Raw genomic sequence first — 14101 nt, 5'->3', positions numbered from 1 at the left:
GGAGACTCGCTCATGACCACCGACATCGTGATCGTCGCCGCCGCCCGCACTGCCGTCGGCAAGTTCGGCGGTACGCTCGCCGCCACCCCCGCGCCCGAACTCGGCGCCGCGGTGATCGCCGAGCTGCTCAAGCGCGCCAAGCTGGAAGGCGGGCAGATCGGCGAGGTCATCCTCGGCCAGGTGCTGCAGGCCGGCGCCGGGCAGAACCCGGCACGCCAGTCCGTCATCAAGTCGGGACTGCCCCAGCACGTCCCGGCGATGACCATCAACAAGGTCTGCGGATCGGGTCTGAAGGCGGTCATGCTCGCAGCACAGGCGATCCGCGATGGCGACTCCGAGATCGTCATCGCCGGCGGCCAGGAAAACATGAGCCTTGCGCCGCACGTGTTGCCCAACTCCCGCAACGGCCAGCGCATGGGCGACTGGAAGCTGGTCGACTCGATGATCGTCGACGGCCTGTGGGACGTCTACAACCAGTACCACATGGGCATCACGGCCGAGAACGTGGCGAAGAAGTACGGCGTCAGCCGCGAGGCCCAGGACGCGCTGGCGCTGGCCTCGCAGCAGAAGGCCGCCGCCGCGCAGGATGCCGGCAAGTTCAAGGACGAGATCGTGCCGTTCAGCATCGCGCAGAAGAAGGGCGACCCGATCGTCTTCGCCAACGACGAGTTCCTCAATCGCAAGACCAGCGCCGAAGGACTGGCCGGCCTGCGCCCGGCCTTCGACAAGGCCGGCAGCGTGACTGCCGGCAACGCGTCCGGCCTGAACGACGGCGCCGCCGGCGTGGTGGTGATGAGCGCCAAGAGCGCCGACAAGCTCGGCCTGACGCCGCTGGCGCGCATCGCCAGTTACGCCAGCGCCGGCCTCGACCCGGCGACCATGGGCATGGGCCCGGTGCCGGCCAGCCAGCGTGCACTGCAGCGCGCCGGCTGGAAGGCCGCCGACCTCGACCTGCTCGAGATCAACGAGGCATTCGCTGCGCAGGCCTGCGCGGTGCACCAGGAGATGGGCTGGGACACCAGCAAGGTCAACGTCAACGGCGGCGCCATTGCCATCGGCCACCCGATCGGCGCCTCCGGTTGCCGCATCCTCGTCACGCTGCTGCACGAGATGCAGCGCCGCAATGCCAAGAAGGGCATTGCCTCGCTGTGCATCGGCGGCGGCATGGGCGTGGCGCTGACGGTCGAGCGCTGAAGCGGACACACAACACGATTTCAACCAGGAGAGACACATGGCTCAGAAGCTTGCGTACGTGACGGGCGGCATGGGTGGCATCGGCACTGCGATGTGCCAGCGCCTGCACAAGGACGGGTTCAAGGTCATCGCGGGCTGCGGCCCGAGCCGTGACTTCAACAAGTGGCTCGGCGAGCAGAAGGCGCTGGGTTACACCTTCTACGCATCCGTCGGCAACGTGGGCGACTGGGACTCGACGGTCGCCGCGTTCGAGAAGGTCAAGGCCGAGCACGGCACGGTGGACGTGCTGGTGAACAACGCCGGCATCACGCGCGACGGCATGTTCCGCAAGATGAGCCGTGCCGACTGGGACGCGGTGATCGAGACCAATCTGACCAGCCTGTTCAACGTCACCAAGCAGGTGATCGAGGGCATGCTCGACAAGGGCTGGGGCCGCATCGTCAACATCAGCTCGGTCAACGGCGAGAAGGGCCAGTTCGGCCAGACCAACTACTCCGCCGCCAAGGCCGGCATGCACGGCTTCACGATGGCGCTGGCGCAGGAAGTGGCCAACAAGGGGGTGACGGTGAACACCGTGAGCCCGGGCTACATCGCCACCGACATGGTCAAGGCGATCAAGCAGGAAGTGCTGGACAAGATCGTCGCCGGCATCCCGGTCAAGCGCCTGGGCACGCCGGAGGACATCGCCTCGATCGTGTCGTGGGTGGCGTCGGACGAGTCGGGGTTCGCGACCGGCGCGGACTTCTCCGTGAACGGCGGTTTGCACATGGGCTGAGCCCGCGCAGGCGGTGCAGCACGAACCCGGCTTCGCGCCGGGTTTTTTCATGGCCGTTCAGAACGCCACGTAACGCCCCGGCCGGTGGTTGAGCGCCAGCGTGAGGTTCAACGCCAGCGCCCCGACGATCGACAGGAGGATGCGCTGCGGCTCCACCAGCGCCAGCGAGGCGAGCAGGATCGCGCCGTCGATGCCCATCTGCACCCAGCCGGCGCGCCAGCCGAATCGCTTCTGCAGCACCAGCACGAGGATGTTCAGGCCGCCCAGGCTGGCGTGGTGGCGGAACAGCACGAGGAAGCCGGCACCCATCAGCAGGCCGCCGGCGATGGCCGCGAACCAGGGGTCGAGCACCGCGAAGCCGGCCCAGCGCGGCACCGCGCTCGTCAGCGCCGACAGCAGCGTTACCGCGGCAAAGGTCTTCAGCGTGAAGGTCCGCCCCATCGCCCGCCAGGCGAGCACGTAGAACGGCAGGTTGATGAGGAAGAACAGGGGCCCGAAGCCGAAGCCCGTCGCGTAGTGTGCGAGGAAGGCCACGCCGGCCGTGCCGCCGGTGAGCAGGCCCGCATGGGTGAACATGGCCACGCCGAAGGCGATGAACAGCGTACCCGTGACGAAGGCGAGTGCGTCGTCGTACCAAGCGTGTCGCAGCGCACCGGTGCTCATTCGACGACTCCCGCCAGGAAGAACTTGATCAGGCCCTTGGCCGCGAAGCCGATCAGGCCCACGCCCAGGCCCAGCAGCAACACGAAGGTGCCGAACTTGCCGGCCTTCGATTCGCGCGCGAGCTGCAGGATGATGAAGACCATGTAGAGCATGAACGCGCTGACGCCGAAGGTCAGCCCGAACTGCGCGATCTGGTCCTCGCTGTAGCCGAACATGTCGATGGCCGGAGTCAGGGCCGTTCGGCGAGGCCGGAGGTGTCGACCAGGTCGCGGTAGGCGTGCCAGCTCGCATGTGCGACCCAGGGCACCACCACGACCAGGCCGAGCATCAGCGTGGCCATGCCCACCAAGGTAAGCGCCATGATCAGCCCGGCCCACAATGCGAGCGGCACCGGGTTCTCCATCACCACGCGCCAGCTGGTGAACACCGCGGCGAGCACGCCGATCTCGCGGTCGAGCAGCAGCGGGATGGCCACCACGCTGGAGGCGAACACCGGTGCGGCGAGTACGCCGCCCAGGGCCAACCAGATCTCGAACAGGTGGCCCTGCTCGGCGAGCACGACGACGCGGATGAACTCGCTCGGGTTGCGCACCGGCGCCGGCGTGAAGCCGGTGATCAGTGCGGCAGAAGTCATCACCCAGCCGGTGCCGGCGAAGGCGAGCAGCACGCCGAACACAATCAGCCGGCCATCGCGAGGGCGCCAGACGCGCAGCGCGACGCCGAGGTCGGCGCGGCCTTCGCGTTGCAGCGTGCGGCTCACCGCGTACAGGCCGGTGGCGAGGATGGGCGCGACGAGCAGGAACCCGGAAAAGGCGCCCGAGAGCAGCCAGAACTGGTTGCGCGCGGCCCACAGCAGCGCACCGCCGAACACCGCCAGCAGCACACCGTGCAGCAAGCCCGGCAGCGGGCAGCGCACGAAGTCGCGCCAGCCCACCACCAGCCATCCCAACGGGCGCAGCAGGGGCACGGTGCGCGTGCCGAAGCGGCGGGACTCGACGAGGGCAGGGCTTTCGCGCATGGGTGGCCAGTCTGCCAGCGTACCGGCCTGTAACGCTTGACCAAGGTCATGTGGTGCGGTTCATGGTGCGGCGCAGCAGGCCCGCCGCAAAGCGGCTACAATGCGGCCCAGCGTCCGACTCCGGTCGGGCGTTTCCGTTCATCACCTTCGACCTTCGTTTCGGTCCTCGCGGTGCGCGTCTGCTGCGCCGCTTCTCGAAACTCTCTCGCCTTCAGGCGTGGGCCAGGTTGGCGGCGATGCCGTCGCTTCGAGCCTTCCCACGAACGTTCCCCGCGACCTGACAGGGCTGCCCAGCATGGGCGGCCCGGCGGCGCCTTGCGCCGTTGCATCTGCGAAAGAGAAGCATGAGTTTCGATTCCCTGGGCCTGCAAGAAGCCCTCGTCAAAGCCGTGGCCGATTCGGGCTACGACAGTGCCACCGAAGTCCAGCAGCAGGCCATCCCACCGGCGCTGCAGGGCCGCGACCTGATGGTCTCGGCCAGCACGGGCAGCGGCAAGACCGCGTCGTTCATCCTGCCGGCGCTGCAGCGCATCCTCGCCGCGCGCGGCGACCACAGCAAGCGGCGCGAGAAGGGCGTGGTCTACGGCCCGCGCATCCTCGTGCTGGCGCCGACACGCGAGCTCGCCATGCAGGTCGCCAAGGCGGCCGACACTTATGGCCGCCACGTGCCGGGGCTGCGCGTGACGACGATCGTCGGCGGCGTGCCCTACCCGGCGCAGCTGAAGGCGCTGCGCGGTCCGCTGGACATCCTGATTGCCACGCCGGGCCGTCTGCTCGACCACCTGCAGACCGGCAAGGCCGTGCTGGAGAACGTCGAGATGCTGGTGCTCGACGAAGCCGACCGCATGCTCGACATGGGCTTCATCGACGACATCAACACCATCGCCGACCACGTGCCGGCGTCCCGCCAGACGGTGATGTACAGCGCCACCTTCGCCGGCAACGTCGGCAACCTCGCGCGCAATCTGCTGCGCGAGCCGCAGCGCATCGACGTGGCCTCGCACACGGACACGCACGTCAACATCGAGCAGCGCCTGCACTGGGCCGACAACGCGCACCACAAGAACGCGCTGCTCGACCACATCCTGACCGAGCGTGAGCTCGAGCAGGCGGTGGTGTTCACCAGCACGCAGCGCGATGCCGACTGGCTCGCCGACCGCCTGGCAGAGCTGGGCCACGCCGTGGCCTCGCTGCACGGCGGCATGCCGCAGGGGCGGCGCAACCGCGTGCTGCAGGGCCTGCGCAACAAGCACCTGCGCGTTCTCGTGGCCACCGACGTGGCGGCCCGCGGCATCGACGTGCCGACCATCAGCCACGTCATCAACTACGGCCTGCCGATGAAGGCCGAGGACTACGTGCACCGCATCGGCCGCACCGGGCGTGCCGGCCGCAACGGCCTGGCGGTGACGCTGGCCGAGCGCATGGACGTGGGCATGATCCGCCGCATCCAGCACTTCACGACGCAGCCGATCCCGGTGGCGACGGTGCCCGGCCTCGAACCCAAGGCGCCGGAGCCGCGCATCTTCGCGCAGCGTCCGGAAGGCGCGCCGGAACGTGGCCGCTTCGGCGGCCCGAAGCCGTTCGGCGCCAAGCCCTTCGGCCCCAAGCCTTACGGCGAGAAGAAGTCGTTCGGCAAGCGGCCGTTCGCGGCCGGTCCGCGCCCGTCGGGCGCGAGACCGCAGGGCCCGCGCCGCTCGAGCCCGTTCGAGCGCTGATTGCCCGTCGCCCGGGGCGTCGAACCGAACCCTGTTCAGGTGTCGCCGCGCTGCCGGCGCACCTGCACGGTGGCCTGCAGGCCGAGATAGGCATCCGCCGGACCGAACCAGGAGCCCGACACCGGCGCAGCCTGGGTCGGGTCGCGCGCCACGCCGACGCGGATCAGCGTGTTGCCGCCGAGCAGGTTGTTGGTCGGGTCGAACGGTACCCAGCCCGCGCCGGGCAGGTAGGCCTGCAGCCAGGCGTGCGTGCTGCCCGCGCCGACCATGGCCGACGCCTCGCCGCCCGCTTCGTCGAGCGCCGGGTCGTAGAGGTAGCCCGACACGAAGCGTGTTGCCACGCCCAGGCGGCGAGCCGCTTCCATCATCAGCAGTGCGAAGTCGCGGCAGCTGCCGCTGCCCTTGTCCAGCGTCTGCAGCGGGTCCTGCGTGCCCTCTTCGTCGCGAGCCTGGTAGGTGAAGGTGTCGCGGATGTGCTGATTCATCTGCACCAGCAGGTCGCGCGTGGCCGTCGGCCCGTCGGTGCGAATGAACTGCCGTGCCCAGGCGGTCAGCCGGCCTTGGGGGTCGTCGTGGTGCGGGCGCAGGTAGTGCTCCAGGTCGAAGCGCTCCTCGACGCTGTAGGCGAAGGGGAAGAACTCCGCAGCCGGCGCGATCGGCAGTTCCAGGTTGTGCGAATGGGCATGCTCGATCGTGAAGCTGCAAACGATGCGCAGCTCCGCGCCCGCCTCGAGCGGTTGCACGATGGCGATCGAGTTGGAATGCGGGTCCTGGATCAAGCGCACCGAGGCCTGCGGGCTGACCCGCAGGTCGGTGGCGAGCACGCGCAGGTCGTGGCTGTCTCGCGGGCGGAACATGACCCGGTGCTCACCGAACAGCACCGGTTCGCGGTAGCGGTAGACCGTGGTGTGGACGATGTCGTACCGCACCGGATCCATGGCCACGCCTTCGCTCAGACGGCGAGCAGCTCGACCTCGAACATCAGCGACGCGTTCGGCGGGATCACGCCGCCGGCGCCGCGCGCGCCGTAGCCGAGCTGCGGCGGGATGACGAGCACTCGCGTGCCGCCGACCTTCATGCCCTGCACGCCTTCGTCCCAGCCACGGATCACCATGCCCTGGCCGAGGCCGAACTGGAACGGGTCGTTGCGGTCCTTGCTGCTGTCGAACTTGGCGCCCCTGGTGCCGCCTTCGTACAGCCAGCCCGTGTAGTGCACGGTGACGTGCTGGCCGGCGCGCGCTTCGGCGCCGGCGCCGACGGTGGTGTCTTCGTACTGGAGGCCGGAATCGGTCGTAACCATGGCGGGCTTTCGTCGGTTGGTTGGAAACGGGCCGCCATCATGCCAGCATGCGCCGCCAGGCCGCGCTGGCGCGCGCGAGGAAGGTCGGCACGTCGTGCGCATCGACCGTCAGGCCGAGCACCTTCGCCGCGGCGCCCAGCTCGGCGAGCGGCTCGCGCAGGTCCAGTGCCGTCGCGCCGTTCTGCTTGGAGAGCTTCTCGCCGTTCGCGCCCAGCACCAGCGGCGTGTGCAGGTAGCGCGGCGTCGGCAGGCCCAGCGCGCGCTGCAGCAGGATCTGCCGCGGCGTGTTGTCGGCGAGGTCCTCGCCGCGCACGACGTCGGTGATGCCCTGCGCCGCATCGTCCACCACGACGGCGAGCTGGTAGGCCCACAGGCCGTCCGCGCGCCTGAGCACGAAGTCGCCGACGGCGTCGGCGAGGAGCTGGCGCTGCGCGCCGAGGCGGCGGTCGACCCACTCGATCGGCGTCTCCGCCTCGGGCGGGCCCAGCGAGGTGCGCATGCGCATCGCGCGCGCCGCGCGGCCGTGCAGGCCGTCGCGGCAGGTGCCGGGATAGACGAGTTCGCCGCCACGCGGCCGGGACTTTCCGCGTGCCTCCAGGGCCAGTTCGATGTCGCGCCGCGTGCAGCCGCACGGATAGGCCCAGCCTGCCGTGATCAATCGCTCGAGCGCGGCTTGGTAGAGCGCGCCGCGCTCGGACTGCCACAGCGGCGCTTCGTCGGGCACGAGGCCGCAGGCAGCGAGTTGCGCGACGATCTCGCGGTCGGCCCCGGGTATGCAGCGCGGCGTGTCGACGTCCTCGATGCGCAGCAGCCAGCGCCCGCCGTGCGCTCGCGCATCCAGCCAGGAGGCCAGCGCGGCGACCAGCGAGCCGGCGTGCAGCGGCCCGGTGGGCGAGGGCGCGAAGCGGCCGACGTAGCCGCTCATGCGCGGTTCATCCACCCCACGGGCCGGCGTGCCGCTCGAGCAGTGCGCGCCGTGTCGCCGGGCTCTCCAGCTGGCCCAGCCACCATTGCAGCGCCAGGCCCAGCGGCAGCCGCTTGCCTTTCGCGCCGATGCCAGCGCGCCAGGCGTAGCCCATCTGCGCCGGTTGCCGCGTGCGCTCCACCTGCTTGACGACGAGCCGACCCGCCTCGACGTGCGGCCGCGCCATCGGCTCGGGAATGTAGCCGCAGCCCATGCAGCGGATCTGCGCCTCGATCTTGGCCAGCGTGCTGCTCACCGTCAGCACGTCCTGACCGGGCAGGATGTTCACCGTGATCGGCGCGAGCCGCTGCGCCGAGTCGGCCACCGCCACCGCACGGTGCTTGATCAGCTCGGCATCGCCGATCGGCCCCTCGTGCGCCGCCAGCGGATGGTGCGGCGCGACGGCGAAAATGAAGTCGATCTCGCCGAGCAATGCGAACTCGATGCCCGGCGGCGGCGACGAATGCGTGCCCACGCCGATGGCGAGATCCGCCTGGCCGCTGAGCAGGGCCTCCCAGGTGCCGGCGAGCACCTCGCTGCGCAGCCGCAGCCGCGTGCCGTGCTCGACCTTCTGCTCGGCACAGCGCGCGTAGAAGGCCTCGCACAGCTCGAACACCGTCACCTGGGAGATGATCGCGTCGACCGCGATGGTGAGTTGCGTCTCCCAGCCGGTCGCGACACGTCTGACGCGGTTGGCCACCGCATCCATCTCGGCGAGCAGGCGCCGGCCCTCGTGGAGCAGTTCCTCGCCGGCAGCGGTGAGCTGCGCCTGCCGCGAGCTGCGGTCGAACAGCAGCACGTCGAGCGCGTCTTCGAGCTGACGCACGTTGTAGGTCAGTGCCGAAGGCACCTTGCCGAGCTCGCGCGCCGCCGCGGCGAAGCTGCCGGTGCGCGCAATGGTGTCCATCATCGCGAGGGCTTCGGGCGTGAGCACGTTGCGGCGGTCGGGCATGGTGACATCGGGCGGGTTCGACAAGCTGTTCATCTTATTTGAACGTGAGCTTCAAGCCCGGCGGGCTGGAGCGCGGGAGCCCGCGCCCTACATTGTCTTCATCGACTTCGCGACCCACCCGGAGAGCCCGCACCATGATCACGCTGCGCAAGTCCTGCGATCGCGGCTATGCCGACCACGGCTGGCTGAAGAGCTTTCACAGCTTCTCGTTCGCCGACTACTTCGACCCGAAACACATGGGCTGGGGCAACCTGCGCGTCATCAACGAGGACCGCATCGCCCCCGGCACCGGCTTCGGCACGCACGGCCACCGCGACATGGAGATCATCAGCTACGTGCTCGAAGGCGAACTCGCCCACCAGGACAGCATGGGCAATGGCCAGGCCGGCGGCGCGCACAGCGGCGTGATCCGCCCCGGCGACGTGCAGCGCATGAGCGCCGGCACCGGCGTGCGCCACAGCGAGTTCAATCACGCGAAGGACGCGACCACGCACTTCCTGCAGATCTGGATCGAACCCGACGAACCCGGCGTCGCGCCGAGCTACGAGCAGCGTCGATTCGAGCCGGCGGAGAAGCGCGGACGCCTGCGGCTCGTCGCCAGCCGCGATGGCCGCGAAGGCTCGGTGCGGATCCATGCCGACGCGGCGCTGTATGCCGGCCTGCTCGACGGCGCCGAGTCGGTCGAGCTGCCGCTCGATCCGGCGCGCCGCGGCTACGTGCACTTGGTGCGCGGCGAACTGACCGTCAACGAACAGAGGCTGCGCGGTGGCGACGCGGCGCTGATCGCCGGCGAGTCGCGTATCGCCCTGGCGGGCGGGCGTGACGCCGAGGTGCTGGTGTTCGACCTCGCCGCCTGATTCCTGTCTTTCCCTACGTCAACCCTGGAGTTCCGAGATGTCCAAGATCGTCATCGTCTATCACAGCGGCTACGGCCATACCAAGAAGATCGCCGAGGCGGTGGCTTCGACCTCCGGCGCCGCGCTGCTGGCCATCGATGCCGAGGGCAACCTGCCCGACGGCGGCTGGGAACAGCTCGCCGCCGCGAAGATGATCGTGTTCGGCTCGCCGACCTACATGGGCAGCGTCAGCTGGCAGTTCAAGAAGTTCGCCGATGCTTCGTCCAAGCCCTGGTTCACCCAGCAGTGGAAGGACAAGCTGGCGGCTGGCTTCACCAACTCCGCGACGATGAATGGCGACAAGCTGTCGACGATGCACTACTTCTTTACGCTGTCGCAGCAGCACAGCATGCTGTGGGTCGGCACCGGCCTGATGCCCAGCAACGCCAAGGCGGCGACGCGCGACGACGTCAACTACGTCGGTTCGTTCTCCGGCCTGATGACGGCCACGCCTTCGGACGCTTCGCCCGACGAGATGGTGGCGGGCGACATCGCCACGGCCAAGGCCTTCGGCACACGCGTGGCCGGAGTCGCTGCGAAAGTCTTCGGCTGAGCCGGGCACGGCCATGGGCACGCTGCGCCTGCTGGCGATCTCCGGGAGTTCGCGAACCGGCTCGTGGAACCGCAAGCTGGTCGACGTCGCCGCGAGGGCGGCCGAAGCACGCGGCGCGCAGGTCGAGCCGCTCGACTTGCGTGCACTCGGACTGCCGCTGTACGACGCCGATCTCGAGAAGGCCTCCGGCGTGCCCGAAGGCGCGCGCCGCCTGCGCGACGCGCTGCGCGCCAGCGACGGCGTGCTGTTCTCGGCGCCGGAGTACAACGGCTTCCCGACGCCGCTGCTGATCAACAGCTTCGACTGGCTGTCGCGCCTGCAGCCCGAGGGCGAAGCGCCGTCGGGGCTGGCGGCGAGCAGCGGTAAGCCGCTGGGCCTGCTCAGCGCCTCGCCCGGTCCGCTGGGTGCGCTGCGCTCGCTGAACTTCACGCGCCATTACCTCGGCATGACCATCGCAATGCTGGTGGTACCGCAGCAGTTCGCGCTGCCCAAGGCCAACGAGGCCTTCGACGAGGCTGGCGCGCTGAAGGATGCCCGGCAGCAGGCGTCCGTCGAGGCGGTGGTGGTCTCGCTGATCAAGGTGGCAGGGGCACTGAAGGCCGGCACGTGATCGCTTGATACAGTCGCCCTCATGGAGACGGCGATCAAGGTGCTCGGGTTGTTGCCCTGGACGGACTGGGCGGCGGTGGCCGCCTTCTTCGTCGGCTGGGCGGGCTATGCGGTGTTCGCCAAACGGCGCAGCACGCTGCAGCCCTCGCTGCTGGACACCACCAACCGCATCCGCCGGCAATGGATGCTGCAGTCCACCTACCGCGAGGTGCGCGTCGTCGACGGCATCGTCATCCAGAACCTGTCGACCAGCCCGTCGTTCTTCGCCTCCACCACCATCCTGATCATCGGCGGTCTGCTCGCCGTGCTCGGCACCACCGAGAAGGCGAGCGAACTGGTGCGCGAGATCCCCTTCGCGGCGCGCACTTCGGTGCTGGTGTTCGACATGAAGGTGGTGCTGCTGCTCGGCGTGTTCGTCTACGCCTTCTTCCGCTTCACCTGGTCGCTGCGCCAGTACACCTTCGGCGCCCTGCTGGTGGGCGCGATCCCCGAGCGGGACCAACTCGTCGAGATGGGTCCCGAGGGTGAGGCGCTGCGCCAGTCGTTCGCCGAGCGTGCCGGCCGAGTCGTCGGCATGGCCGCGGAAACGTTCAACGACGGTCTGCGCGCCTATTACTTCGCCTTTGCGGCGATCGGCTGGTTCTTCTCGCCGCTGGTGTTCGCCATCGCCACCACAGGCGTGGTCTACATCCTCTACCAGCGCGAGTTCCGCTCGGACGTGCTGGCCGTGCTGAAAGGCTGAGCTCAGGCGTTGCGCGCCAGCCGCAGGCCGCTGAACTGCCACTGCGCCTCGGGCGGGAAGAAGTTGCGGTAGCTTGCGCGGACGTGGCCGGCCGGCGTCGCGCAGGAGCCCCCGCGCAGCACGAACTGGTTGCACATGAACTTGCCGTTGTACTCGCCCACCGCGCCGGCCCAGGGGCGAAAGCAGGGGTAGGGCAGGTAGGCCGAGGCGGTCCACTCCCAGACGTCGCCGAACAACTGCACCGGTGCCGCATCGGCCGCGACCGAAGGCGGCAGGGGATGGAACGCGCCCCGATCGGCGAAGTGGCCGGTGCGTGCATCGCCGAAGCGTCGCGCCGCCAGTTCCCACTCCGCCTCGGTGGGCAGGCGTGCCCCGGCCCAGCGTGCAAACGCATCGGCCTCGAAGTAGCTCAGGTGGCACACGGGCGTGTGCGGGTCGATCTCGATGCGGCCCTGCAGCGTGTGGTTGAACCATTGCTGGCCGTCGCGCTGCCAGTACAGCGGCGATTGCCGTGCGTGCGCGCACACCCAGTCCCAGCCGAGCGACAGCCACAGCTCGGGCCGGCGGTAGCCGCCGTCGGCGACGAAGTCGATGAACTCGCCGAAGCTGACGGGCCGCGAGGCCAGCTCGAAGGGCTCGATGAAGACGCGATGGCGGGGTGTCTCGTTGTCGAAACGGAAGCCGCCGTCGAGCAGTTCGTCGTGGCCGTGCTCGACGAGCCCGCCGTCGACGCCGAACCATCGGGTTGGCGCCGGCTGCACGCGCGCCATCGGCCAGCGATTCGCATAGGGGCGGTGGGCCGGGCTGAACGACAGCGCGTGCTTGATGTCGGTGAGGATGAGTTCCTGGTGCTGCTGCTCGTGCTGCAGGCCGAGTGTGACGAGCTCGGCCAGTTCGGTGTCGCCGCGGCGCACGTCCAGCAGCGCGGCAATGCGCTCGTCGATCTGGGCGCGGTAGGTCTTCACCACCTCCAGGCCGGGCTGCAGGATCAGGCCGCGCCGCGCCCGCGGCGACTGCTCGCCGATGCCCTGGTAGTAACTGTTGAAGAGCACGCGATAGGCCGGATCGAAGGGCCGGAACCCGGGCTCGAAGCGCTCGAGCACGAAGGTCTCGAAGAACCAGCTCACATGGCCGAGGTGCCACTTGACCGGGCTCGCGTCAGGCATGGACTGCACCTGGCAGTCCTCTGCTGTCAGCGGCGCGGCCAGCGCCAGGGTGGTGGCACGGACGCGGGCGAACTCCGCGGCGAGGCTGTCGGTATGCCGATCCGCAGCCGCGCGCGCCGGCTTCGTCACGCGAACTCCTTGACCACGCCCGAGCCGATGTAGCCCATGCCCCACTGCGTGGGCTCCCAGGCGAAACCGTCGAGCCGCTGCGCGACCAGGCGCCAGGGCTCGTGCATTTCGTGCGCATGCACGTTGTAGGGCCGGTTCTTCAGCCAGGCGAGCAGGTTCAGCGGCGCCAGCCACCAGGGGAAGAACTTCATGCCGGCAAGGGCCAGACGCGTGCCCGGGCGGAACTGGGCGAACAGGTTGTCCAGCGCTGCCGGCGTGCGGCTGATGTCGTGCACGTAGTGCCACAGCGTCGCGTCGGGCACGGCACCCAGCCGGACGTCTTCGGCGCTTGCGCAGAACAGGTCCACCGCCCAGCCGGCCGCGCGCAGCGCAACGGCGCGGGCCTCGGCCTGGGCATGCATCTCCGGGCTCTGCTCGAAGGCGATCAGCCGGCCGCCGCGGCCGATGCGCTGCACCAGCGGCTCGAAGCTCAGGCCGGTGCCGCAGCCGACGTCGAGCACCGTGTCCCCCTCGCGCAGCGCCAGCAGACCGATGCAGCGCATGCGGATTGGCCAGGTGGGTCCGGTGGTCGCGTCGTAGCCGGCCGCGGTGCGGCGGTACTTGTCGATCGAGCGCAGGTTGTCGGCGGTGGGCATGGCGTGCGGGGCGGTCATCACGATCGGTCGACCGCCGCTCGCGCACCTTACACCGGTTGCAGCGCGGCATCGAGCCGCTCGCGTTCGTCGAACACGAAGCAGGCGCCCTCGAAGTGGCGGCCGCCGGTCTCCTCGAAGTACTTGAGGATGCCGCCCTCGAGCTGCAGCACGCGCTCGACGCCCGCGTCGTGCAGGAACAGCGCCGCCTTTTCGCAGCGGATGCCACCGGTGCAGTAGCTCACCACGGTCTTGCCGCGCATCTGCTCGCGATGCGCCAGCGCCGCAGCCGGGAACTCGCTGAAGCGGCCGATTCGCCAGTCCAGCGCGCCGGCGAAGCGACCCTGGTCGACCTCGAAGGCATTGCGCGTGTCCAGCGTGACCACCGGCCGGCCCTCGTCGTCGTGGCCGGCATCGAGCCAGCGCGCCAGCGTGCGCGAATCGACCGCCGGCGCGCGCGCGGCATGCGGGCGGATGGCCGGGTGGTTCATGCGGATGATCTCGCGCTTGAGCTTCACGCGCAGCTTGCCGAAGGGCACGGTCGCGGACCAGCTCTCCTTCGGCGCCAAGCCGGTGAAGCGCGCGTCCTCGTGCAACCAGGCGACAAAGCCGCGCACGCCCTCGGGCGCGCCGGCGAGGAACAGGTTGATGCCTTCCTCGGCGAGCAGCACCGTGCCCATGAGGCCGGCCGTGGCAGCGCGCTCGCGGACGCGCTCGCGCAGCGTGGCCGCATCGGGCAGTTCAACGAAGCGGTAGGCGGAGATGTTCAGCACGTTCACGTTCCGGATTCTAG

Annotated in this window: 17 protein-coding genes; 7 read left to right on the top strand and 10 right to left on the bottom strand. The window is 69.5% G+C overall.

Going from position 1 to position 14101, the window contains the following annotated elements:
* Positions 1 to 12 precede the first annotated feature (12 nt).
* Positions 13 to 1194 carry an acetyl-CoA C-acetyltransferase gene (locus Q0599_RS15715; protein ID WP_298831194.1) on the top strand — a complete coding sequence of 394 codons (1182 nt, stop codon included), beginning with the start codon at positions 13 to 15 and terminating at the stop codon, positions 1192 to 1194.
* Between the two features lie 37 nt (positions 1195 to 1231).
* The gene (phbB, locus tag Q0599_RS15710) at positions 1232 to 1969 is read left to right on the top strand and encodes an acetoacetyl-CoA reductase (RefSeq protein ID WP_298831191.1); all 738 of its coding nucleotides are present in this window, start codon (positions 1232 to 1234) and stop codon (positions 1967 to 1969) included.
* A gap of 57 nt (positions 1970 to 2026) precedes the next feature.
* Here phbB and Q0599_RS15705 read toward each other — a convergent pair whose 3' ends face one another.
* Genes Q0599_RS15705 through Q0599_RS15695 form a run of 3 tightly spaced genes read right to left on the bottom strand, consistent with a single transcriptional unit; the run spans position 2027 to position 3650 of the window.
* Positions 2027 to 2632, bottom strand: coding sequence for a YitT family protein (locus tag Q0599_RS15705; RefSeq protein ID WP_298831188.1), 606 nt, complete (start codon positions 2630 to 2632; stop codon positions 2027 to 2029).
* Entirely contained in the window at positions 2629 to 2847 is a 219-nt protein-coding gene (locus Q0599_RS15700; protein WP_298831186.1) for a DUF2788 domain-containing protein, read from the bottom strand. The genes Q0599_RS15705 and Q0599_RS15700 overlap by 4 nt, the downstream gene beginning before the upstream one ends.
* 14 nt (positions 2848 to 2861) lie before the next feature.
* Positions 2862 to 3650, bottom strand: a complete 789-nt coding sequence (locus Q0599_RS15695) for a DUF2189 domain-containing protein (protein WP_298831182.1) — start codon at positions 3648 to 3650, stop codon at positions 2862 to 2864.
* 344 nt (positions 3651 to 3994) lie between these two features.
* On the opposite strand from Q0599_RS15695, the gene Q0599_RS15690 reads away from it, so the two are divergent.
* Positions 3995 to 5365 carry a DEAD/DEAH box helicase gene (locus Q0599_RS15690; RefSeq protein WP_298831179.1) on the top strand — a complete coding sequence of 457 codons (1371 nt, stop codon included), beginning with the start codon at positions 3995 to 3997 and terminating at the stop codon, positions 5363 to 5365.
* 35 nt (positions 5366 to 5400) lie between these two features.
* Here Q0599_RS15690 and Q0599_RS15685 read toward each other — a convergent pair whose 3' ends face one another.
* Genes Q0599_RS15685 through Q0599_RS15670 form a run of 4 tightly spaced genes read right to left on the bottom strand, consistent with a single transcriptional unit; the run spans position 5401 to position 8581 of the window.
* On the bottom strand, positions 5401 to 6303 hold the full coding sequence (locus tag Q0599_RS15685) for a transglutaminase family protein (protein ID WP_298831176.1): 903 nt from the start codon (positions 6301 to 6303) through the stop codon (positions 5401 to 5403).
* A gap of 14 nt (positions 6304 to 6317) precedes the next feature.
* On the bottom strand, positions 6318 to 6665 hold the full coding sequence (locus Q0599_RS15680; RefSeq protein WP_298831174.1) for an FKBP-type peptidyl-prolyl cis-trans isomerase: 348 nt from the start codon (positions 6663 to 6665) through the stop codon (positions 6318 to 6320).
* A 37-nt stretch (positions 6666 to 6702) separates the two neighbouring features.
* Entirely contained in the window at positions 6703 to 7590 is an 888-nt protein-coding gene (gluQRS, locus tag Q0599_RS15675; RefSeq protein ID WP_298831172.1) for a tRNA glutamyl-Q(34) synthetase GluQRS, read from the bottom strand.
* Positions 7591 to 7597: 7 nt separating this feature from the next.
* Positions 7598 to 8581, bottom strand: coding sequence for a LysR family transcriptional regulator (locus Q0599_RS15670; RefSeq protein ID WP_298832721.1), 984 nt, complete (start codon positions 8579 to 8581; stop codon positions 7598 to 7600).
* A gap of 134 nt (positions 8582 to 8715) precedes the next feature.
* Here Q0599_RS15670 and Q0599_RS15665 point away from each other — a divergent pair, with 134 nt between their 5' ends.
* Genes Q0599_RS15665 through Q0599_RS15650 form a run of 4 tightly spaced genes read left to right on the top strand, consistent with a single transcriptional unit; the run spans position 8716 to position 11381 of the window.
* Positions 8716 to 9438, top strand: a complete 723-nt coding sequence (locus tag Q0599_RS15665; RefSeq protein WP_298831170.1) for a pirin family protein — start codon at positions 8716 to 8718, stop codon at positions 9436 to 9438.
* Between the two features lie 37 nt (positions 9439 to 9475).
* Positions 9476 to 10030, top strand: coding sequence for a flavodoxin family protein (locus tag Q0599_RS15660; protein WP_298831168.1), 555 nt, complete (start codon positions 9476 to 9478; stop codon positions 10028 to 10030).
* 13 nt (positions 10031 to 10043) lie between these two features.
* Positions 10044 to 10640 (top strand): NADPH-dependent FMN reductase, encoded by a 597-nt coding sequence (locus tag Q0599_RS15655; protein ID WP_298831165.1) that lies wholly within the window; start codon positions 10044 to 10046, stop codon positions 10638 to 10640.
* A gap of 21 nt (positions 10641 to 10661) precedes the next feature.
* Positions 10662 to 11381: a DUF599 domain-containing protein gene (locus Q0599_RS15650; protein ID WP_298831163.1), complete on the top strand. Its 720-nt coding sequence runs from the start codon at positions 10662 to 10664 to the stop codon at positions 11379 to 11381.
* A 2-nt stretch (positions 11382 to 11383) separates the two neighbouring features.
* Here Q0599_RS15650 and egtB read toward each other — a convergent pair whose 3' ends face one another.
* The 3 genes from egtB to Q0599_RS15635 are packed head-to-tail and all read right to left on the bottom strand — an operon-like array spanning position 11384 to position 14096.
* Positions 11384 to 12676, bottom strand: a complete 1293-nt coding sequence (gene egtB / locus Q0599_RS15645) for an ergothioneine biosynthesis protein EgtB (RefSeq protein ID WP_298831161.1) — start codon at positions 12674 to 12676, stop codon at positions 11384 to 11386.
* Positions 12673 to 13329 (bottom strand): class I SAM-dependent methyltransferase, encoded by a 657-nt coding sequence (locus Q0599_RS15640; RefSeq protein ID WP_298831160.1) that lies wholly within the window; start codon positions 13327 to 13329, stop codon positions 12673 to 12675. The genes egtB and Q0599_RS15640 overlap by 4 nt, the downstream gene beginning before the upstream one ends.
* Before the next feature lie 29 nt (positions 13330 to 13358).
* Positions 13359 to 14096, bottom strand: a complete 738-nt coding sequence (locus Q0599_RS15635; RefSeq protein ID WP_298832720.1) for a sulfurtransferase — start codon at positions 14094 to 14096, stop codon at positions 13359 to 13361.
* Positions 14097 to 14101 lie beyond the last annotated feature (5 nt).

The sequence above is a fragment of the uncultured Piscinibacter sp. genome (assembly GCF_937952055.1).
Taxonomy (GTDB): Bacteria; Pseudomonadota; Gammaproteobacteria; order Burkholderiales; family Burkholderiaceae_C; genus Piscinibacter.
This window is presented reverse-complemented; position numbering and strand designations above follow the sequence as displayed.